Source organism: Acidipropionibacterium virtanenii, from assembly GCF_003325455.1.
In the GTDB taxonomy this organism is placed as follows: Bacteria; Actinomycetota; Actinomycetes; order Propionibacteriales; family Propionibacteriaceae; genus Acidipropionibacterium; species Acidipropionibacterium virtanenii.
The window spans coordinates 2,077,010-2,096,262 of the sequence record NZ_CP025198.1 but is presented as its reverse complement, the minus strand read 5'-3'; the positions used below and the strand labels follow the sequence as shown (position 1 = coordinate 2,096,262).

The 19,253-nt window shown below is 69.2% G+C and carries 17 protein-coding genes and 1 pseudogene; 9 read left to right on the top strand and 9 right to left on the bottom strand.

The window, feature by feature from the left end; translation table 11 throughout:
• Positions 1-133: 133 nt before the first annotated feature.
• Positions 134-751 (bottom strand): annotated as a pseudogene (locus JS278_RS09665) (MBL fold metallo-hydrolase); the annotation flags it as partial.
• A 128-nt stretch (positions 752-879) separates the two neighbouring features.
• Between JS278_RS09665 and hrcA the strand changes: the two are divergent.
• Genes hrcA through JS278_RS09650 form a run of 3 tightly spaced genes read left to right on the top strand, consistent with a single transcriptional unit; the run spans position 880 to position 3,806 of the window.
• A complete protein-coding gene (gene hrcA, locus JS278_RS09660; RefSeq protein WP_114044986.1) occupies positions 880-1,899 on the top strand; it encodes a heat-inducible transcriptional repressor HrcA in 1,020 nt (339 codons plus the stop codon).
• 9 nt (positions 1,900-1,908) lie between these two features.
• Positions 1,909-3,081: a molecular chaperone DnaJ gene (dnaJ, locus tag JS278_RS09655; protein WP_114044985.1), complete on the top strand. Its 1,173-nt coding sequence runs from the start codon at positions 1,909-1,911 to the stop codon at positions 3,079-3,081.
• On the top strand, positions 3,078-3,806 hold the full coding sequence (locus JS278_RS09650) for a 16S rRNA (uracil(1498)-N(3))-methyltransferase (protein WP_114044984.1): 729 nt from the start codon (positions 3,078-3,080) through the stop codon (positions 3,804-3,806). The genes dnaJ and JS278_RS09650 overlap by 4 nt, the downstream gene beginning before the upstream one ends.
• Before the next feature lie 34 nt (positions 3,807-3,840).
• On the opposite strand, the gene JS278_RS09645 is transcribed toward JS278_RS09650, so the two are convergent.
• A complete protein-coding gene (locus JS278_RS09645; RefSeq protein WP_114044983.1) occupies positions 3,841-4,971 on the bottom strand; it encodes a mannitol-1-phosphate 5-dehydrogenase in 1,131 nt (376 codons plus the stop codon).
• A 315-nt stretch (positions 4,972-5,286) separates the two neighbouring features.
• On the opposite strand from JS278_RS09645, the gene JS278_RS09640 reads away from it, so the two are divergent.
• Entirely contained in the window at positions 5,287-7,218 is a 1,932-nt protein-coding gene (locus tag JS278_RS09640) for a PTS mannitol transporter subunit IICBA (RefSeq protein WP_181833691.1), read from the top strand.
• Between the two features lie 62 nt (positions 7,219-7,280).
• Here the strand turns inward: JS278_RS09640 and JS278_RS09635 are convergent, their stop codons facing one another.
• From JS278_RS09635 to JS278_RS09620, 4 genes are all read right to left on the bottom strand, one after another.
• Entirely contained in the window at positions 7,281-7,694 is a 414-nt protein-coding gene (locus JS278_RS09635) for a DoxX family protein (RefSeq protein ID WP_114044982.1), read from the bottom strand.
• A gap of 111 nt (positions 7,695-7,805) precedes the next feature.
• Entirely contained in the window at positions 7,806-9,950 is a 2,145-nt protein-coding gene (locus JS278_RS09630) for a RecQ family ATP-dependent DNA helicase (RefSeq protein WP_114044981.1), read from the bottom strand.
• Between the two features lie 29 nt (positions 9,951-9,979).
• Positions 9,980-11,182: a UDP-N-acetylglucosamine pyrophosphorylase gene (locus tag JS278_RS09625; RefSeq protein WP_114044980.1), complete on the bottom strand. Its 1,203-nt coding sequence runs from the start codon at positions 11,180-11,182 to the stop codon at positions 9,980-9,982.
• A gap of 67 nt (positions 11,183-11,249) precedes the next feature.
• The gene (locus JS278_RS09620; protein ID WP_114044979.1) at positions 11,250-12,140 is read right to left on the bottom strand and encodes an EamA family transporter; all 891 of its coding nucleotides are present in this window, start codon (positions 12,138-12,140) and stop codon (positions 11,250-11,252) included.
• 100 nt (positions 12,141-12,240) lie between these two features.
• Here JS278_RS09620 and tgt point away from each other — a divergent pair, with 100 nt between their 5' ends.
• Genes tgt through JS278_RS09595 form a run of 5 tightly spaced genes read left to right on the top strand, consistent with a single transcriptional unit; the run spans position 12,241 to position 17,803 of the window.
• Positions 12,241-13,494: a tRNA guanosine(34) transglycosylase Tgt gene (tgt, locus tag JS278_RS09615; RefSeq protein ID WP_114044978.1), complete on the top strand. Its 1,254-nt coding sequence runs from the start codon at positions 12,241-12,243 to the stop codon at positions 13,492-13,494.
• 59 nt (positions 13,495-13,553) lie between these two features.
• The gene (locus JS278_RS09610) at positions 13,554-14,963 is read left to right on the top strand and encodes a sensor histidine kinase (protein ID WP_114044977.1); all 1,410 of its coding nucleotides are present in this window, start codon (positions 13,554-13,556) and stop codon (positions 14,961-14,963) included.
• A complete protein-coding gene (locus JS278_RS09605; RefSeq protein ID WP_114044976.1) occupies positions 14,960-15,610 on the top strand; it encodes a response regulator transcription factor in 651 nt (216 codons plus the stop codon). The genes JS278_RS09610 and JS278_RS09605 overlap by 4 nt, the downstream gene beginning before the upstream one ends.
• A gap of 52 nt (positions 15,611-15,662) precedes the next feature.
• Positions 15,663-16,583, top strand: coding sequence for an ABC transporter ATP-binding protein (locus tag JS278_RS09600; RefSeq protein ID WP_114044975.1), 921 nt, complete (start codon positions 15,663-15,665; stop codon positions 16,581-16,583).
• Positions 16,580-17,803 carry an ABC transporter permease gene (locus JS278_RS09595; RefSeq protein ID WP_114044974.1) on the top strand — a complete coding sequence of 408 codons (1,224 nt, stop codon included), beginning with the start codon at positions 16,580-16,582 and terminating at the stop codon, positions 17,801-17,803. Before JS278_RS09600 ends, JS278_RS09595 begins: the two co-directional genes overlap by 4 nt.
• Before the next feature lie 2 nt (positions 17,804-17,805).
• Here the strand turns inward: JS278_RS09595 and JS278_RS09590 are convergent, their stop codons facing one another.
• Genes JS278_RS09590 through JS278_RS09580 form a run of 3 tightly spaced genes read right to left on the bottom strand, consistent with a single transcriptional unit; the run spans position 17,806 to position 19,229 of the window.
• Positions 17,806-18,195, bottom strand: coding sequence for a type II toxin-antitoxin system VapC family toxin (locus JS278_RS09590; RefSeq protein ID WP_114044973.1), 390 nt, complete (start codon positions 18,193-18,195; stop codon positions 17,806-17,808).
• A complete protein-coding gene (locus JS278_RS09585; protein ID WP_245935074.1) occupies positions 18,182-18,460 on the bottom strand; it encodes an AbrB/MazE/SpoVT family DNA-binding domain-containing protein in 279 nt (92 codons plus the stop codon). The genes JS278_RS09590 and JS278_RS09585 overlap by 14 nt, the downstream gene beginning before the upstream one ends.
• A 49-nt stretch (positions 18,461-18,509) precedes the next feature.
• Positions 18,510-19,229, bottom strand: coding sequence for a queuosine precursor transporter (locus JS278_RS09580; protein WP_114044972.1), 720 nt, complete (start codon positions 19,227-19,229; stop codon positions 18,510-18,512).
• Positions 19,230-19,253: the final 24 nt, after the last annotated feature.

Sequence of the window (19,253 nt, the reverse complement as noted above, 5' to 3'; positions counted from 1 at the left end):
CGGCCAGTTGGTCGGCGATCCGGGGAATCCAGTCGGTGATCGTGGCCTGGGCGAAGGGCCACTCGTGAGCACCCTGGATCTTGTCGACCGGCGTCCCGGCCTCCATCGACTGCTTCACCTGGTCGACGCACCGGGAGATCCGCCCGTTCTGGGCCATCACGGCGTCGGCGTCGACCGGATCGCCGTGGCCGGGGATGTACCGCCCCTTCCCGTCGGTGGCGGTGATCATCGATCCGATCGCGGCAGGCCAGTTCCAGAAGTCGGTGGACTCGTCGGCCTGCGGGTCGCCCGAGGTCTCCACGAGGTCGCCGGTGAAGGTGATCTGCTCCCCGGGCACCCGCACGATCAGGTCGCCGTCGGTGTGACCGGCGCCGGGGTGCAGCACCTCGGCCCCCAGCCCTCCCAGATCCAGGTATGCCATGAGTGAGATGGGGTGGGCCACCGCCGGCGGCTCGGTCAGGTGCGCCAGTGCTCCACGGTGCATCCAGGCCTGTGCGCCGGGCACGCCGGCCAGCCCACCGGCATGGTCGTCATGATGATGGGTCACCACGATCCGGTCCACCGGGCGACCCAGCGCCCGGGCCGCGCCCCAGGCCAGTGCGCGGCCCTGATCCGGCGTCGACCCCGTGTCGACCAGCAGCAGATGCTCATCGCCGATGACCAGTCCGCAGGTCACCGCGCAGGGCTCCAGGCGCGTCGTCCACACCCTCCCCGTCAGCGGTGACCACTCGACCTCGGCTGTGATGTCCATGGCGACAGCATGGCACGCGATCGGCAGAGGGCGAACACGGCCGGGCGAACACGGCTGGGCAGAGCGGTAGACTGGCACTCCCGATCCATGAGTGCCAGAATCTACGGGATCCCAGGTGAGGAGGGACAGTGCTCGACGACCGCAAGCTCGACGTACTGAAGGCCATCGTCACCGATTACGTCTCGAGCAAGGAGCCGGTCGGCTCCAAAGCCCTGGTCGAGAGACACGGCCTGAGAGTCTCGCCGGCCACGGTGCGCAATGACATGGCGGCTCTGGAGGAGGAGGGGTACATCACCCATCCCCACACCAGTGCCGGCCGTATCCCCACCGACAAGGGGTACCGCCTCTTCGTCGACCGGATCGCCACCGTCAAGCCCCTGTCGGCCCCCGAGAGGCGGGCCATCATGAGTTTCATGAACGGCGCCGCCGACCTGGACGACATCGTGACCCGCACAGTCCGGCTGCTCGCCCAGATCACCCACCAGGTGGCGATCATGCAGTACCCGGTGGCCTCCTCGGCGACCGTCCTGCATCTGGAGCTGGTGAGCCTGTCGACCGATCGGGTGCTCGTGGTGCTCATCACCTCCTCGGGCACCGTCGAGCAGCGCATCATCGATATGCCCGGGCACACCGAACGGTTCATCGTGGGGCTCCGGTCCCGGCTCAACGACCTGCTGGTGGGCTGCACCATTGCCGAGGCCGCTGAGGCCCTGGCCGGGTTCATCGACGAGTTCGGTCCCGACAGCTCCGCGGCGGTGTCCGGCGTCGCCGCCGCGGTACTGGAGATCCTCGCCACCGACCCGTCGGCCCGGGTGGTGGTCGCCGGGGTGCCCAACCTGGCCGGCTTCGGGATGGCCTTCGAGACCTCGGTCCGGCCTGTGCTGGAGGCCCTGGAGGAGCAGGTCGTCCTGCTGAGGCTGCTCGGGGAGGCCACCTCCTCCGGGGCCGAGGGTCTGACGGTGCGCATCGGCACTGAGAACCCCGATGAGAACTTCCGGTCGACGTCACTGGTCGCCAGCACCTATGGTGACGACGGTGGCCGGGCGGGCCTGGGTGTCGTCGGCCCGACGAGAATGGACTACCCCTCGACCATGGCCGCGGTGCGGGCGATCGCCCGGTACGTGGGCCGGTTCCTGTCAGAAGGATGACCGCAGCAGATGAGCGATGACTACTACGAGGTGCTCGGCGTCTCCCGCGACGCCAGCGCGGACCAGATCAAGAAGGCCTACCGCAAGAAGGCCATGAAGCTCCACCCCGACGTCGCCGGGCCGGGCTCCGAGGACGCCTTCAAGAAGGTCCAGGAGGCCTACGAGGTGCTCCAGGATCCGCAGAAGCGCGCCGTCTTCGACCGCGGAGGCGATCCCAACGCCGCCGCCGGCGGATTCGGGGACAGCGGATTCGGCGGCGGTTTCGACTTCACCAATCTGGTCGACGCCATGTTCGGCGGAGGCAGTCCCTTCGGCGGCTCCTCCCGAGGCCCCAGATCGAGGGTGCGCCGCGGCCAGGACGCCTTGGTGCGGATGCGCCTCACGCTGGCAGAGGCGGCCTTCGGGATCACCAAGCCCCTGGACATCGACACGGCCGTGGTGTGCCCCAAGTGCCACGGCAAGGGGGCGGAGAAGGATTCCGAGCCGGTCACCTGCACCACCTGCGACGGCCGCGGCGAGGTGACCACCGTCGAGCGCTCCTTCCTCGGCAATATCCGCACCACCCAGCCCTGCCCCACCTGCCGCGGATACGGCACCGTCATTCCCAACCCCTGCCCGGAATGCTCCGGGGAGGGCCGGGTGCGCACCTCCCGCACCATCAACGTCAAGATCCCCGCCGGGGTGGCCGACGGCAACCGGATCCACCTGGACTCCCAGGGTGAGGTGGGTCCCGGAGGCGGACCCGCCGGCGATCTCTACGTCGAACTGGTGGTCGCCCCCCACGAGGTCTTCCGCCGCGAGGGCACCGATCTGGAGATGGCCATCTCGGTGCCGATGACCGCGGCGGCGCTGGGCACCACGGTCGCCGTGCGCACCCTGGAGGCCGACCGCGAGGACATCGACGCCGATCAGGGCAGCGTCGACGTCGAGATCCCCGCCGGCACCCAGTCGGGCACCCGCATCGTGGTGCACGGCCGTGGCGTGCCGAAGCTGCGCAGTCAGGGCCGCGGCGATCTGGGGGTCACGCTGCTCGTCGACACCCCCACCAGGCTCAACAGCAGGCAGCGCGACCTGCTGCGCGCCCTGGCCGAGGCCCGCGATGAGACCGAGACCAGCGCCTCGGTACACACCACCGGCTCCAAGGGCGTCTTCTCCCGCATCAAGGAGGCCTTCGGCGGATGACCGAACCCTGCTTCATCGCCGCGATCGGTGACGCCGGGCCCGGCTCGGTCGTCGAGATATCCGGGGCGGAGGGGCACCACGCGGCGGCGGTGAGGAGGATCGGGGCCGGGGAGTCGGTCCTGGTGACCGACGGTGCCGGGTCCGCGGTCCGCGGGCCCGCGGTCGAGATCGGGAAGAACGTGGTGCGGGTCCGGGTCGTCGACCGCCTGAGCAGTCCTGCCAGGACCCACCGGTGGATCGCCGTTCAGGCACTCACCAAAGGCCCTCGCGCCGACCTGGCCGTCGAGACACTCACCGAGCTCGGCGTCGACGAGATCATCGCCTGGCAGGCGTCCCGGTCCATCTCCCGTTGGAGTCCGGACAAGCGGGACAAGGGGCTCGCCAAATGGCGGGCCACCGCCCGGGAGGCGACCAAGCAGTCCCGCCGGTTCACCGTGCCCCAGATCACCTTCGCGACGTCCATCCAGGTCGCCGGGAGGATCGGCGCCGCCGACGCGGCCTTCGTGCTCCACGAGTCCGCCACCGCCCCGATCAGACGGGCCGACCTGCCCGCATCCGGTGACGTGATCCTGATCGTCGGGCCCGAGGGCGGTATCAGCCCCGACGAACTGCAGACCTTCACCGACGCCGGCGGCCATCCGGTCCGGGTGGCCGACGCCGTGCTGCGGGCCTCGACCGCACCGGTGGTCGGTCTGGCCCAGCTCCAGGCGCTGGCGAGCATCTGACCCGTCGGGCGTCAGACGCGCCGATTCCGCAGTGTCAGTCCTGGACCGACTTCACCAGGTCCAGTACCGCGGGGTACAGCGGATGCTCGGGCTCGAGCCCGGTGACGGTCTCGACGACCTTCTCGGCCGGCTCGTCGGCCAGCAGCCGCTGAAGTTCCACAGCCTCCTTGTCGTCGGCGTAGTCGAAGCGCAGGGCCGCGCCGATCGCCGTCAGCAGGGCGTCCGCGGAAAGGCCCCGCTCGGCCAGCTGCGAGGCGGGACCGACGAAGCGATCGTTGCGCGACAGCTTGCGCAGCGGCGAACGTCCCACCCGCTCGACCGTGTCGGGCAGATAGGGATTGGCGAACCGCCGCATGATCTTGGCCGCGTAGGACTCGAGCTCCGTCCTGTCGAATCCGTACTTCGCGACGAGCAGCGACCGGGTCTCGGCGAGCACGGCGGAGACCGCGTCCTCGATGTCGCCCTCATTGAGCGCGTCCGAGATCTTCTCCACCCCTCTGGCGTACCCGAGATAGGCCGTCGTCGCATGGCCGGTGTTGACGGTGAACAGCTTGCGCTCAATATAGGGCGCGAGATCGGGCACCCAGGTGACGCCGGGGATCTCCGGACGTCGGTCGCCGAACGGCCCGGTCTCGATGGCCCACTCGAAGTAGTTCTCCACCGTCACGTCGAGCCCCGGATCCTGGGCGGGAACGATGCGGTCAACCGCGGTGTTGGCGAAGACCGCGCGCTCGTCGAGATCGTCGCCCTCGTAGCGCGAGCGGATCTCGGCCTCCAGAATGCTGGTGGCGCCGATCGCGTTCTCGCAGGCCATCACCGCGACCGGCGGGGCCGAGGCCGGGCGAGCGGCGATACCCGCGGCAATGCCCGGAGCCACGAACTTGAGGATCGAGACCCCCACGGCGGTGGTGACCACGTCGGCGGCGGCAATGGCACCGGTGAGCGTCTCGGAGTCCTTCGCTGAATTGATCGCGGAGAACCCGCTCACCACATGCGTGCGCAGCTCGTCACCGACCTCGTGGACCTCATAGGAATCGGCCCCCTGGAGCTGCTCGATCAGCTGATCGGCCACATCCGCGAAGGTGAGTTCGTAGCCCGCCTCCGCCAGCAGCAGGCCGACAAAGCCTCGTCCGATGTTTCCTGCGCCGAAGTGCACTGCACGCATGCCCACGCCTTTCCTGAGATTGCGACGGACCCATCGCTGGTACATCCGGTGCGACGGCGTCGCCGCCCGGGCCTCGTCTCCGGTCAGGCTAGCAGGCGGCCCGCCGGTCCTGTGGACCACTCCACCGGATGTCCGGTTGTGTGGGGAATGGCCTGAACCTTGGGCAGACCTGATGAACTCTCACATCATCCAACAACTTGACAACCTATACCGCCCCAGCGAGACTACGGCCCAGATCGATGCTGATCGTCACTGCCGACATTGGCCTCGTTGGTGACCCTCGGCCTAAGATCGACCCAACATTCTGGAGATCACATGTCCTTACCTGACGCGAGCGTCAACAAGAATCTCGAAGGCCGAGGTGTCAGGGCCTCGGTCCAGCGCTTCGGCGGGTTCCTGGCCGGCATGATCATGCCGAATATCGGCGCGTTCATCGCATGGGGCCTCATCACAGCCTTCTTCATCCCCGCGGGCTGGTTCCCCAACTCCGAACTCGCCAAGCTCGGCGATCCGATGCTCACCTACCTGCTGCCCCTGCTCATCGCATACACCGGCGGCACGACCGTCAACGGTCGGCGCGGCGGCGTCATCGGCGCGATCGCCGTGATGGGCGTGATCGTCGGTGCCGACATCCCGATGCTGCTGGGCGCCATGATCATGGGCCCGCTGGCGGCCTGGCTGCTAAAGCAGCTGGACAAGCTGCTGGAGGGGCACATCCCCTCGGGCTTCGAGATGCTCATCGACACCTTCTCGATCGGCATCCTCGGCATGCTGCTGGCCCTGCTGGGCCATGTCGGCATCGGGCCCATCGTCACCACTCTGATGGGCTGGCTGGCCTCGGGCGTGGCCTTCCTGATCCGCCACAGCCTGCTGCCACTGGCCTCGATCTTCGTCGAGCCGGCGAAGGTGCTGTTCCTCAACAACGCCATCAACCACGGCATCCTCACCCCGTTGGGCATCGAGCAGTCCAAGGCCGCCGGCAAGTCCATCCTGTTCATGGTCGAGTCGAACCCCGGCCCCGGCCTCGGGCTTCTGCTGGCCTACCTGGTGTTCGGCGCCCGCAAGATCAAGGAGTCGGTGCCCGGCGCGCTCATCATCCACCTGTTCGGCGGCATCCACGAGATCTTCTTCCCCTACGTGCTGATGAAGCCGAAGGTCATCCTGGCCACCATCGCCGGTGCCATGAGCGGTCTCCTGGTCGCCACCTGGACCGGTGCGGGTCTGGTCGGACCGCCCGCCCCGGGATCGATCATCGCCTGGTTCCTGATGACCCCCAGGGGCGCGTACCTTCCGATGATCCTCGACTTCCTCACCGCCACGGTGGTGTCCTTCGTCATCGCGGCCCTGCTCATCAGACCCGACCGCAAGAAGGACGAGGCGGCCGACCTGGGCGGCGTCTCCACGACGACCGCCACCGCCGGTGCGGCCTCGGCGCCCGCGACCGCGGTCTCCGCCGGCGGTGCCCTGGACGGCAACCTCATCACCAAGGTCATCGTGGCCTGCGACGCCGGGATGGGCTCCTCGGTGATGGTGGCCTCGTCCATGAAGAAGAAGCTGGCTCCCTACGGGGTCGAGGTGGGTCACACCCCGGTCAACGACATCCCGCCCGACACCACCCTGGTGCTCACCCAGGACGGCCTGGTTGACCGCGTCCAGAAGATGGTGCCCAACGCCCAGGTAGTGCCTTTCACCAACTACATGGGCGACCCGGCCTTCGAGCGGGTGGAGCAGGCCGTCAAGGCCGCCCACAGTGGCGCCGCGGCTCCCGCTGCCGCTCCTGAGGCCGCGCCGGCCCCCAGAACGGCCAGCTTCGGCGGCGGTGTGCTGACTGCCGAGGGAATCCGGCTGGGGCTGCACGCCGCGGACAAGGATGACGCGATCCGTCAGGCCGGTCAGGTGCTCGTCGACGTGGGCGCTGCCGATCCGGCCTACATCGACGGCATGCTCGCCCGGGAGGAGCAGATCTCCACCTACATGGGCGAGGGCGTCTCGATCCCGCACGGGGTCAATGAGGCTCGCGTCCACATCAAGAAGGCCGGTCTGGGATTCCTTCAGTTCCCCGAGGGCGTCGACTGGAACGGCAACATCTGCTACGTGGCGATCCCGATCGCCTCCACGTCCGACGAGCATCTGGAGATCATGGCCTCCCTGGCCCGGGTCCTCGCCGACACGGCGACCGCCGAGCAGCTGCGCAACGCCTCCACTCCGGAGGAGGTGCTGGAGCTCCTGGCACCCGAACAGGGCTGACAGACCGCGACGAAGGAGGGGCCCGATCATCGGATCGGGCCCCTCCTTCTGCCGTACCCGGCCTACTGGTTCTTCTTGCCGGCGCCGCCCAGGGCGATGCACAGAAGGCCCCCGGCCAGGCTCAGGTTCTTGAAGAAGTGGATCTGCTGCCCCTGTCTGGCCTCTGGCTCGGCCTCCCAGAAGGGATGGCCGACGATCGTGACCGGAATCATCTGGGCCGCCAGGACAGCGGCTGCGCAGCGGGGCTTGATGCCGAGCGCCAGGGCCGCGCCGGCGGCGGTCATCACGGCTCCGTCGAGCTTGACCAGTGACGCGGAGTCCGCGGAGTCGGCCAGGCTCCGGACCGACGCGGGCAGCTTCTCCTTGGCGCCGTCGACGGCGGGTGCCATGTGTTCGGCATTCCTGAACTCGCCGATGCCGCCGTTGATGAATGTGGCGGCCAGTGCGGACCGGGCGATGAACTTCAGCACAGACATGTGTCTCCTTCTCGGGGTGGCTCTCTCTTCTGATCTGGTATCAGATCTGTGATGCACCCTCGACCATATCCGCGTCGCATGACGAGGAGGTGCCGGTCACCTCGCGAGACGCTAGCCGGACAGCCCCAGGGCGAACGGCAGGACGGTTCCTGCACCGCTTCGGCGCAGCAGCCGTGCGGCGACGGCCATCGTCCACCGGCTGGTGACCAGATCGTCGACCAGGAGCACGGGAGCGCCGTCCAGGCGGGTCAGCCCGGCCGCGAGATCCTCGCCGACCCGGAACCGGTCGCACACATCGCGGACCCGGAAGGCCGAGTTCACCCGGGGATCCAGCCGGCCCGATCCGGGCGCCAGGTCCAGGGCTCCCAGGTATTCCAGCCTGCCGGCCCTGGCGATGCCCCGGGCCAGGGATCCCACGAGACCGGGACGGCCGACCGACGGGATGGCGACCACCCCGGCCGGCCGCAGGTCCCAGTCCCAGTCCGACAGGACCCGCAGGCATGCGCCGGCCAGCGGGCCCGGCACCTCGGCGTCGAGAGGGATTCCCTGGTCGTCGGTGCGGAACAGGTCGCGCAGCGGTCCGCCCCAGCCCAGATCCGAGAGGCGGGCGATGACCCGCCCTTCGGCCGCCTGCTCCGCGGGTGGGATCCTCCCCTTCAGGGCCACGCCGAGACGGTCCAGGCCGCTGGGCCAGCTGCGCCTGGGCTCCACCGGCACCCCGACCCGGTCCAGGGTGACCTGTGCGCGGGCTCGCTGGTCCGGGTCCACGTCGGTGGGGTACCACGGTCCCGCGCAGGCGTCGCACCGTCCGCAGGCCGCCGAGCCCGGATCGTCGAGCTGGGAGGTGAGGAAGGCCATCCGGCACGAGTCCAGGCGCTCGTAATGCTCCATGGCGTCCTGCTCGGATCTCCTGGCCGCTGCGATCCGCCCGTAGCGCTCGGCGTCGTAGACCCAGGGCCGTCCGGTGGCCCGCCAGCCCCCGCTCACCCGCTCCACGGCGCCGTCGACCGCCAGGACCTTGAGCAGCAGCTCCAGGGGGTTGCGCCGGATGTCCACCCGGGCCTCCAGGGCCGGGGTGGACAGCGTCGCGCCCTCGGCCAGGGCCGCCAGCACGGCGTCGGCACGTTCCTGGGAGGGCATCGAGGAGGTGGCGAAGTACCGCCAGATGTCGCGATCCTCGGGCCCGGGCAGCAGCAGGACGTCCGCGGAGTCGGTGGCCCGCCCCGCGCGACCCACCTGCTGGTAGTAGGCGACCGGGGAGCTCGGCGCTCCCAGGTGGACCACGAAGCCGAGATCGGGCTTGTCGAAGCCCATGCCCAGGGCGCTGGTGGCCACCAGCGCCTTCACCCGGTTGTCCTTGAGGGCGGCCTCCAGCTCGGTGCGCTCCTCGGCGTCGGTCCGCCCGGTGTAGGCCCGCACCTGGTGGCCCGCCTCGACCAGCGCGCGGGCCGTGTCCTCGGCCGCGGAGATGGTGAGGCAGTAGATGATCCCCGAGCCCTGGAGCCCGGCCAGGTGCTCGCACAACCACGCCAGCCTCAACTCCGGGCGGGCCAGGGTGAGCACCCCGAGCCGCAGCGAGTCCCGCGCCAGGGGGCCGCGCAGCACGAAGACGTCGTCATCGGCGCTGCCGTCGCGGTGCGCGGAGGCCGGGGCGATCTGCTCGGCGACGTCGGTCACCACCCGGGAATTGGCGGTGGCGGTGGTCGCCAGCACCGGCACCCCCGGTGGCAGCGCTGCGACCAGATCGCGGATCCGGCGGTAGTCGGGCCGGAAGTCATGGCCCCAGTCCGAGATGCAGTGGGCCTCATCGATGACGAGCATGCCCATCCGCTCCACCAGCTCGGGCAGCTGCTCGGCGGCGAACCGGGGATTGACCAGCCGCTCGGGGGAGACCAGCAGCACATCGACCGAGTCGGCGGCCAGCCGCCCGCGGATCTCGTCCCACTCGGTGACGTTGGCGCTGGAGATCGCCGCGGCCCTCACCCCCGCGCGTTCGGCGGCGGCCACCTGATCGCGCATCAGGGCCAGCAGTGGGGAGACGATGAGCGTCGGCCCGAAGCCGGCCCGCCGTTGGAGCAGGGAGGCGACGAAATAGACCGCCGACTTGCCCCAGCCGGTGCGCTCGACCACCAGTGCGCGGCGATGCCCGGCGACCAGGGCCTCGATCGCCTCCCACTGGCCGGGATGGAAATCGGCGTCCTGGCGGCCGGTGAGACGGCGCAGGATCTCCAGTCCCTGGCTCCTCAGATCACTCATGGGGTCAGCCTGCCAGCCGGTACCGACACTCAGAAGTCCAGGTCCACCGCGGGCAGGGTCTCGGCCACACTCTGCTGCTGGGCCTCCACGATGCCGCTGAGCCATTCCGTGACGGCGGTGCGCTGATCGCCGGTGAGGCCCTGAACGGCGTCCAGGTAGTCGACGCCCTCATCGGCCGCCGCGCCCATGGTGCGCACCACCGCGGCGGGGGCGGGGCCGTCGACCGCCGCGAGGGCCTCCACGACGTCGTCGATCCGCTCGATGAGCTGGGCCCGTCCCTCGTCGGTGGGTCGCAGCCGGCGCACCAGGGCCCGCAGCCGCTTGATCCGCTCGGCGCGGACGTCCTCCAGGTTCACCAGGGCGCCTGCGAGGATCTGCGGGCCGAACTCCTCGCGGGAGAAGAAGAGCCGGCGGATCTGGCGGTACCAGGACTCCAGGGCCGACAGGTTGGCCACGTAGGCGACGTTGTGCGCGAGGATGCGGGTCAGGCGCCGGTACGACGCCGGAGTCACCGGCCGGTGCACCTCGTGGGGGGCGGGGGGCAGTACGAGCTGGCCGTCCTCGACGACGTCGTCACGCAGCACCGAGCCGGCTCCCACCACGGTGCCGAAACCCGTGGAGACCGGTCCCACGGTGCCGCCCTGACCACCGAGGAAGATCGGTGGGCGGTCCAGCAGCACACCGCGGGGGACATCGCCGAACATGGAGGCGGTGGTCTTGTCGCCGTCGGGGGTGAAGTTGAAGTGGATGTAGGAGGAGCCCACCTCGGAATGATCACGGCGGGAGGTGCCGCCGGCCATCAGCAGGTCGCAGAAGTTGATGAGGCTGCCCAGGGTGACGAAGGGGAAGAGGATGGTCTGCTTGAGGCCGACGGTATGGGCTCCGCCGGCCTGCTCCTCCAGGAGAGTGCCGGCGCGCACGTGGGCGCCCGAGGCCATCGAGGCCCCGGCCAGGAAGACGGCCCCCTGGGCGTACCCGCCCGCCAGATCCACCCCGCGTCCGAGATGGCAGTTGTCGATGGTCATGGGGGTCTCCGCGCCGAGCCGGCAGCCGGCGGAGATCACCGTCCTGGATCCACGGATCCGGCATCCGGGGTGGATGATGACGCCGTCGCCGCTGATCCGGTCGACGTTGACCTCCTCGTCGAGATCGACCGTCCACGGGTTGGGGATCGTGACCCCTTTGGCGATGAGGGCCTCGACCTTGTCGAGGCCACGGGGCCTGAGTTCCATCGGGAGCCTTCCTCGAGATGCGTCGCGGTACCGGGACACCGCGTGTGACTCCGGAAGCCTAGTCGGCTCAGGTGGCGGCGGCCCGGGTGGGATGGTGGTGGCTGTCCCGCCCCAGGATGAGGACGGAGGCGGAGATGACGCAGATCATCCCGGCGATCTGGAGCGGGTGAAGCCCTTGGCCCAGCACCAGCAGCCCCGCGAGGGCGGCCACGGCCGGCTCCCCTCCGGTGAGGATGCCGTAGGCCTTCGTCGACAGTCGGCGCAGCGCGTACATCTCCAGGCTGTAGGGCAGCGCCGAGGACATCAGCGCCACTACCGCCCCGACCAGCAGGTGGCGGGGCCGGATGAGCTGTGTACCGGCTTCGGCGATGCCGAAGGGCAGGATCACCACCGAGCAGATCATCATCGCCCAGGTGAGACCCCGCAGTGACTCCCATCGGGCGCCCACCGCCTGGGAGGCCTTGGCGTAGAGGGCCCAGGCGGCACCCGCTCCCAGTGCGAAGCCGATCCCCGGAAGGCTCACCTGCGACCAGTCGGCGTCCAGGGCCCCGGAGACCCCGACCACTCCGGCGCCGGCCAGCAGCACCGCCAGCCCGTCGCGCCAGGAACGTGATCCCAGTGCCGCCATCGTCATCGGCCCGATGAACTCGATGGTCACCGCGACCCCGATGGGCAGGGTGCGCAGGCTGAAGTAGAAGCTGGTGTTCATCACCCCGAGGGTGGCGGCGAAAGCGACCACGCGCAGCCAGTCCGATCTGGTGTGCAGGCGCCCGGTGCGCCGGTCGTGGAGGCCGGGCCGGGCGAAGGGCACAAGGATGATCGTGGCGATCGTCAGCCGCAGCGCCACCGTGCCCACCGGCCCGATCTCGGGAATGAGGGTGGCCGCGAAGGCGCCGCCGAACTGGACTGAGAGCATTGCGGCGAGCATGTAGACGACACCTGGCACGGCACAGACCATATGCCCATACGCCCCGGAGGCCGACGGGCCCCTTCGGGCCGGGCCCCGGCGTCTCGTGCCGATGCCGCGGGGAGGATGCCGTGATGCCACAATGACGCCCATGCCCTTCGGATTCGACGTCACCTCCACCCTCGGCAACGGTCTCGGAAGGACGGGCGTCATCCGCACCCCCCACGGCGACATCGAGACCCCCGCCTTCATCGTGGTGGGCACCAAGGCCAGCGTGAAGGCCGTGCTGCCCGAGTCCGTCGCCCAGCTCGGCGCCCAGGCGGTGCTGGCCAACGCCTACCACCTCTTCCTCCAGCCCGGTCCCGACCTCGTCGACGAGGCCGGCGGCCTGGGCCGGTTCATGAACTGGCCCGGCCCCACCTTCACCGACTCCGGCGGCTTCCAGGTGCTCAGCCTGGGCGCCGGGTTCAAGAAGACCCTCGCCATGGACGTCTCGCAGCTGACGCCCGCCGACGTCATCGCCGCCGACGCCGACCGCAAGGCGATGGTCGACGACGACGGGGTGACCTTCCGCAGCCCGCTCAACGGTGACCTGCACCGCTTCACACCCGAGGTCTCGATGGGCATCCAGCATCGCCTGGGTGCCGACGTCATGTTCGCCTTCGACGAGCTGACCACCCTGATGAACACCCGCCCCTACCAGGAGGAGGCCCTGGAGCGCACCCGGCGCTGGGCGGCCCGCTGCCTGGCCGAGCACCGCCGTCTCACCGAGGCCCGTCCCGGCAGGCCCTACCAGGCCCTGTTCGGGGTGATCCAGGGAGCCCAGTTCGAGGACCTGCGGCGCACGGCCTGCCGGGACCTGGCGCGGATGGAGGCCGGGGGCCGGGGCTTCGACGGGTTCGGGATCGGCGGGGCCATCGAGAAGAAGAACCTCGGACGGATCGTCGGCTGGTGCGCCTCGGAGCTGCCCGACGACCGGCCCCGCCACCTGCTGGGCATCTCCGAACCCGACGACCTGTTCGCCGCCTGCCGGGCCGGTGCCGACACCTTCGACTGCGTCAATCCCTCGCGGGTGGCCCGCAATGCCGCGATCTACACCGCCGAGGGGCGCTACAACGTCAACACCGCGCCCTTCCGCCGCGACTTCGGACCGCTGGAGGACGGCTGCGACTGCTACACCTGTACCCACTACTCCCGGGCCTATCTGCACCACCTGTTCAAGGCGAAGGAGCTGCTCGCCAACACCCTGGCCACCATCCACAACGAGCGCTGGACCGTGCGCCTGGTCGACGACATCCGCGCCGCCATGCGCGCCGGGGAGTTGGACGGTTTCGAGGCCGAGTTCATGGGCCGCTGGAACGCCAACGGGGGAAGACTGGTGAGGCGCGCTCCTGCACAGAATTGAGACGCACCTCATCCCTGCGGCCGAGGCCGCCTCGCCCATGGGGCCGATAGCCTCGGGCCATGGCCTCCCTCACCGATCTGCTGGATCTGGACGACCCGTGGGAGCGACCCGCGCCCGTCCGGTCGATCATCCGGACGCCACTGATCGGCTGGGTGAACGGGGCCGACCTGATGGTCGGCCTGATCTCGATCCCCCTCCAGCTCGGCATGCTGTGGGTGATGGACGGCCTGACTCCCTATGACCGCTCCACCTGGGCATGGCGATGGGCGGCGATCCTCACGCTGGCCCTCGTCCTGTGCCTGCGAAGGCGCTTCCCGATGACCATGGGATGCCTGGCCACCGCCCACCTGCTCATCGGTGGCGTGACGGCCCCCGAGATCGTCACGAACTACGTGTCGCAGATCTTCTACTTCATCTGCTTCCACACCACGGTCGCCTGGGGGAGGAGCCGGCGGGCCGCATGGGGAGTGATCGCCGGGGTTGTCGTGATCCTCCTCGGCTGGGTCGCGGTGGTCTTCTCCAGGGCCAATGCCCTGGCGGGCATTCTCAAGAACCTCAACCCGACTGCGACTGCGGACGTCGAGGCCTATGCCCGGGTCGTCATTCTGGAGGTGGTGGTCAACATCGCCTTCGCGCTCGGGGCCGGGGCCATGGGTCAGATCGCCTGGCGCGGGGCCCGCGACCTGGACCGTAGCCGCGAGCAGGCCGGGACCATCGCCGACCAGGAGTCGCAACTCGCCGATCGCGCCGTGGTGGCCGAGCGGCTGCGGATCGCACGGGAGATCCACGACTCGGTGGCACATCACGTATCGGTGATCGGCATCCAGGCCGCCGGTGCCAGACGGGCTCTGGAGGCCGCGCCCGATCTGGCCCGCGAGGCCCTGGGCACGGTCGAGGACGAATCGCGGCTCGCGGTGAGCGAGATGCACTCGCTGCTCGGATCGCTGCGCTCCGCCGGAGAGCCCGATCCCTCCGTCCAGCCGGGACTGGAGAGTCTGGAGGAGCTGTGCGCCCAGCATCGCCGGACCGCCGTCACGCTGACTGTGGTGGGGGACCGGCGCCGGGTGCCCGCACCGGTGGCGCTGAGCACCTACCGGATCGTCCAGGAGGCCCTCAACAACGTCGACAAGCACTCCCTGGCGGCCCACGCGCATGCGGCGGTGCGGATCGCCGCCGACGTCATCGAGATCGAGGTGACCGACGACGGACGGGGAGCCGCCGGGCCGCGGGCCCGCGGCACGGATTCGATTGGCGGGCCGCGGGCCCGCGGCACCGGGGTGGGACTGATCGGCATGCGGGAGAGGACCGCCGCCCACGGCGGCACCCTGGCCTCGGGGCCGCGCGCCACCGTGGGATGGCGGGTACTGGCCAGACTGCCGTTGAGCCGGGCGCGGGCGGGCACGGATTCGTCTGGCACTGTGACATCGGGCACTGTGTCATCGGATGCGGGGAGGAAGGATCGGCCATGAGAGTGCTGCTGGCCGACGACCAGAAACTGGTGCGCACCGGCTTTCGTCTCATTCTGTCGGTGGAACCCGACATCGAGGTCGTGGGGGAGGCCGCCGACGGGCGCCAGGCCGTTGACGCCGTGGCACGGCTGAAACCCGACCTGGTGCTCATGGACGTCCAGATGCCGATCCTTGACGGGATCGCCGCGACACGTGAGATCACCGCCTCCGGCGCCGCCAAGGTCGTCGTGCTCACCACCTTCGACCGCGACGACTACCTCTTCGACGCGCTGGCCGCCGGGGCGAGCGGATTCATGCTCAAGAATGCCGACGCCGACTCCCTGGTCGCCGGTCTGCGGCAGGTTCATGAGGGCTACGCCCTTCTGGCGCCCGAGGTCACCCGGCGGGTCATCGAGTCACGGATGGGCAGGGCCGGGGCCACGGCGTCCGATCCCCGCCTCGAACTGCTCACTCCCCGTGAACGCGAGGTGGTGGAGCAGGTGGCCCACGGGCAGTCCAACGCCGAGATCGCCGCCGCGCTGTTCGTCTCCGAGGCCACCGTCAAGACCCACATCTCCAACACCCTCACCAAACTCGACCTGCGCGATCGCGTGCAGCTGGTCGCCTTCGCCTACGAGACGGGCCTCATCCGTGTGGGGGAGACCTGATCTGGACCCTGCGGCCGATGCGGATCCGGGCCGGTAAGGCTGGAATGGATGCATGAATCACAACAGCGATCAACCGGACACCAGCCGGGGCATCGGGGTGATCGAGCTCACCCGGCGCTACGGCGATCTGGTCGCCGCCGACGCCGTGAGCTTCACGGTCGCCCCGGGCGCCATGACCGGCTTCGTCGGAGCCAACGGAGCCGGCAAGACCACCACGATGCGGATGATCGTGGGAGTCCTGGCGGTCACTTCGGGCTCGGTGACCTACAACGGCCACCCCATCACCGCCGCAGACCGCCGACGGATCGGCTACATGCCCGAGGAGCGCGGCCTCTATCCGAAGCAGCCGGTCCTCGACCAGCTGGTCTACCTCGCCCGGATCCACGGCGTCTCGACCCAGGTGGCACGACGCCAGGCGATGGGATATCTCGAAAGGTTCGGCCTGGCCGAACGCGCCAAGGACGTCGTTGAGAAACTCTCCCTCGGTAATCAGCAGAGGGTCCAGGTGACCGCCTCCCTGCTCGGCAGCCCGGCGGCCCTCATCCTCGACGAACCCTTCTCCGGGCTGGACCCGGTGGCCGTCGACGCGATGGCCGAGGTGCTGCGCGAGCAGAGCGCGGCCGGTGTGCCCGTCCTGTTCAGCTCCCACCAGCTCGACCTGGTTGAGCGCCTCTGCGACAACCTGGTCATCCTCGACCACGGCAGGGTGGTGGCCAACGGCTCCACCGACCAGCTGCGCAGCGGCGGACCGGTGCGCTACCGACTGTCGTCCGGAGCCGATCTCGGCTGGCTGCGCGGGACCGCAGGGGTCGAGGTCGTCGATCTGGACGGCACCAGTGCGGTCCTCGAGTTCAACCGCGACGGCGTCGATCAGGAGGTTCTGGCGCGAGCAATGAGCCAGGGCCCGGTGACCGAGTTCGCCCGGATCCTCCCCAGCCTGTCCGAAATCTACCGAGAGGCGGCCTCATCATGACCGGACACGACATCACCCCCGACGACCGGACCGGATCCCTGTGGCAGATCGTCTCCGGTCGCGAGATCTCGGCGAAGCTCCATGACAAGGCCTTCATCGTCTCGACCGTGACCACCCTGCTGCTGGTGGTGCTGGGCTTCGCGGCCTCCTTCCTGTTCACGGGGCGCTCCCAGACCACCACGGTGGCCGTCCTGGACGATCAGGGAGCCCGGATCGTCTCCACGGCCCAGCAGATCAACAGGTCGTCGGGCTCCGACGACACCATCAAGGCGCTCAAGGTGTCCTCGCAGGCCCAGGCCGAGCAGAAGATGGACGCCGAAGAGGCCGACGTGCTGCTGGAGCGCACGGGCGGCTCGTGGCGGCTGTCGGGGCTGAAGTCGGCCCCCTCCCAGACCTCCTCGTCCACCCAGGCCCTCGCCCGGGCGGTCTCCGCTGCGGGACTGGCGCAGACCGCCCAGCAGCTCGGCGTCTCCTCGGAGAGGCTGACGGCCGGCACCACGATGGCCCTGGATTCGCTGGGCACCAGTCAGGACTCCGAGCAGCAGACTGCCGGGACCGCGCTCGGCGTGGTCTTCGCGATCCTGTTCTACCTGTCGATGATCATCTTCGGCTATGCCATCGCGAACTCCGTGGTGGAGGAGAAGCAGTCGCGGATCGCCGAGATCCTGCTCACCGCGATCCCCTCGCGCCAGCTGCTGCTCGGCAAGATCCTCGGCAACACGGTGCTGGCCCTGGGCCAGATGGTGCTCATCGTCGGCGTGGCGCTGGCGGGGCTTTCCTTCTCGCCGTGGAAGGAGTACCTGAGTCTGGTGACCGCACCGGCGATCTGGTTCCTGGTCTACTTCGTCGTCGGATTCATGGCACTGGCGTGCCTGTGGGCCGCGGCCGGAGCCCTGGCAGGGCGCTCGGAGGACGTGAGCTCCACCTCGATGCCACTGCTGATGGTCGTGATGGCGGTCTACTTCTACGGCCTGTTCGCCTCCGGCTCCTCCCAGGTGATCGCCTCCTACATTCCGGTGGCCTCGGCCATCGCGATGCCTACCAGGCTGGTGAGCGGAGGAGCCGCCTGGTGGGAACCGATCCTCTCGATCGCGATCTCACTGGTCTTCTCGGCGATCACCATCTGGGCCGGCGAGCGGATCTACCGGCGGGCGATCCTCCAGACCGGTGGGAAGGTCTCGGTCACCAGGGCCTGGCGCAGCGCCGACGTCGTGCGATAGCTCTAACGGACGAGGGCGGCGTCATCGACCTGGCCGGCCAACTTCTGGTCGAAGGTCAGCAATGGCGCCGCCCCGCCGTCACGGGCCCCCAATGCCAGGAAGATATCGGCGACGGACACCTTCGGGTGGGCGACATAGGATTCGGCGATCTCATTCCACAGCCGCCGATCGAAATCCAGGCAGGCGGTCGAGATGAGAACCTCCAGCGAGTCGCCGACCGTACGGCGGCTCAGCTTCATGACGCGTTCGAGGACGAAGACGGTCTCGATGATGGCGACGTCGTCAACCCGGAACCGCCCGCCCCGGGCGAGGAGTTCGTCAACCAGTGCGGTCTGCTCGGGAACATCCTGGATGAGCCAGCGCAGCAGGACATTGGTGTCAAGACTGGGCATCGTCGTCCCGGACCGGGTGGTCCTGAGCGCGCGCCGCCCATCCGTCTCCCGAGTGCGGCACTGTGCCCCAGGTCCCGCGCCTCTCGGCCTCGGAGCGGATTCGCGCGCGGAGCGTGGAGATGTCGTCGGGGCGGTCGATGACAAGGCGGTCGTCCTCGATGTGGACGGCGACCTTCTGACCCGCATGCAGCCCCAGGGCGCGACGAGCCTCTGCGGGCAGTGTGATCTGCCCCTTCGATGTGATGGTCGAGTACATCATCGTCATGTAAGGAGTTTACCCGACTCCTTACATGACGACGGCGATGCGGTGCCTCTCAACTGCTCGAGGCCGCCAGACGTTCCTGATAGCTCGGCTCGCGCTTCTTGATCCAGGCGATCACCCGAGTGGTGACGGGGATGAGGGCGTACTCGACCAGCGTCTTCCAGAGGAAGCCGAAGAAGGCGTAATTGACCCACTGGCCGAAGCCGGTGATGCCCACCACGGGTGCGGCGATGGCGCAGAAGATGACGGTGTCGACGAATTCGCCGACACCCGTTGATCCCATCAGTCGGCCCACCAGGCCGCGCTCCTGATAGCGGGCCTTGAGCCGGACCATGATGAGCGAGTTCGTCATCTGACCGGCCAGGAATCCGCACAGCCCGGCGGCCACGATCTGCCACACCGGCCCCAGGGCCGCGGCGATCGCCGCGTCGTGGGAGGCCGAGTAGGAGTCCCCGAGACCGGGCAGCTCGATGATCACCCAGAAGCACAGCACCGCGAGGATGGCCATGAGGAATCCCATCAGAATGCCGCGCCGGGCGGCCTTCAGGCCGTACACCTCGGTCGTGATGTCGCCCAGCACGTAGGCCAGCGGGAAGAGGAAGAACCCGCCGTCGGTGGTGATGGGGCCCAGCTGGACGCCCTTGGACCCCCCGATATTGGAGATGATCACGACCACGCACATCAGGGTGAGGATGATGTCGTAATGGCTGGAGCCTCGATCGGCGTAGACGGCCCGGTGGGAGTTCTCGGCTGCATCTGTCACGGGGCGCATGGTAGCGGCCTAGGATCATGGAGC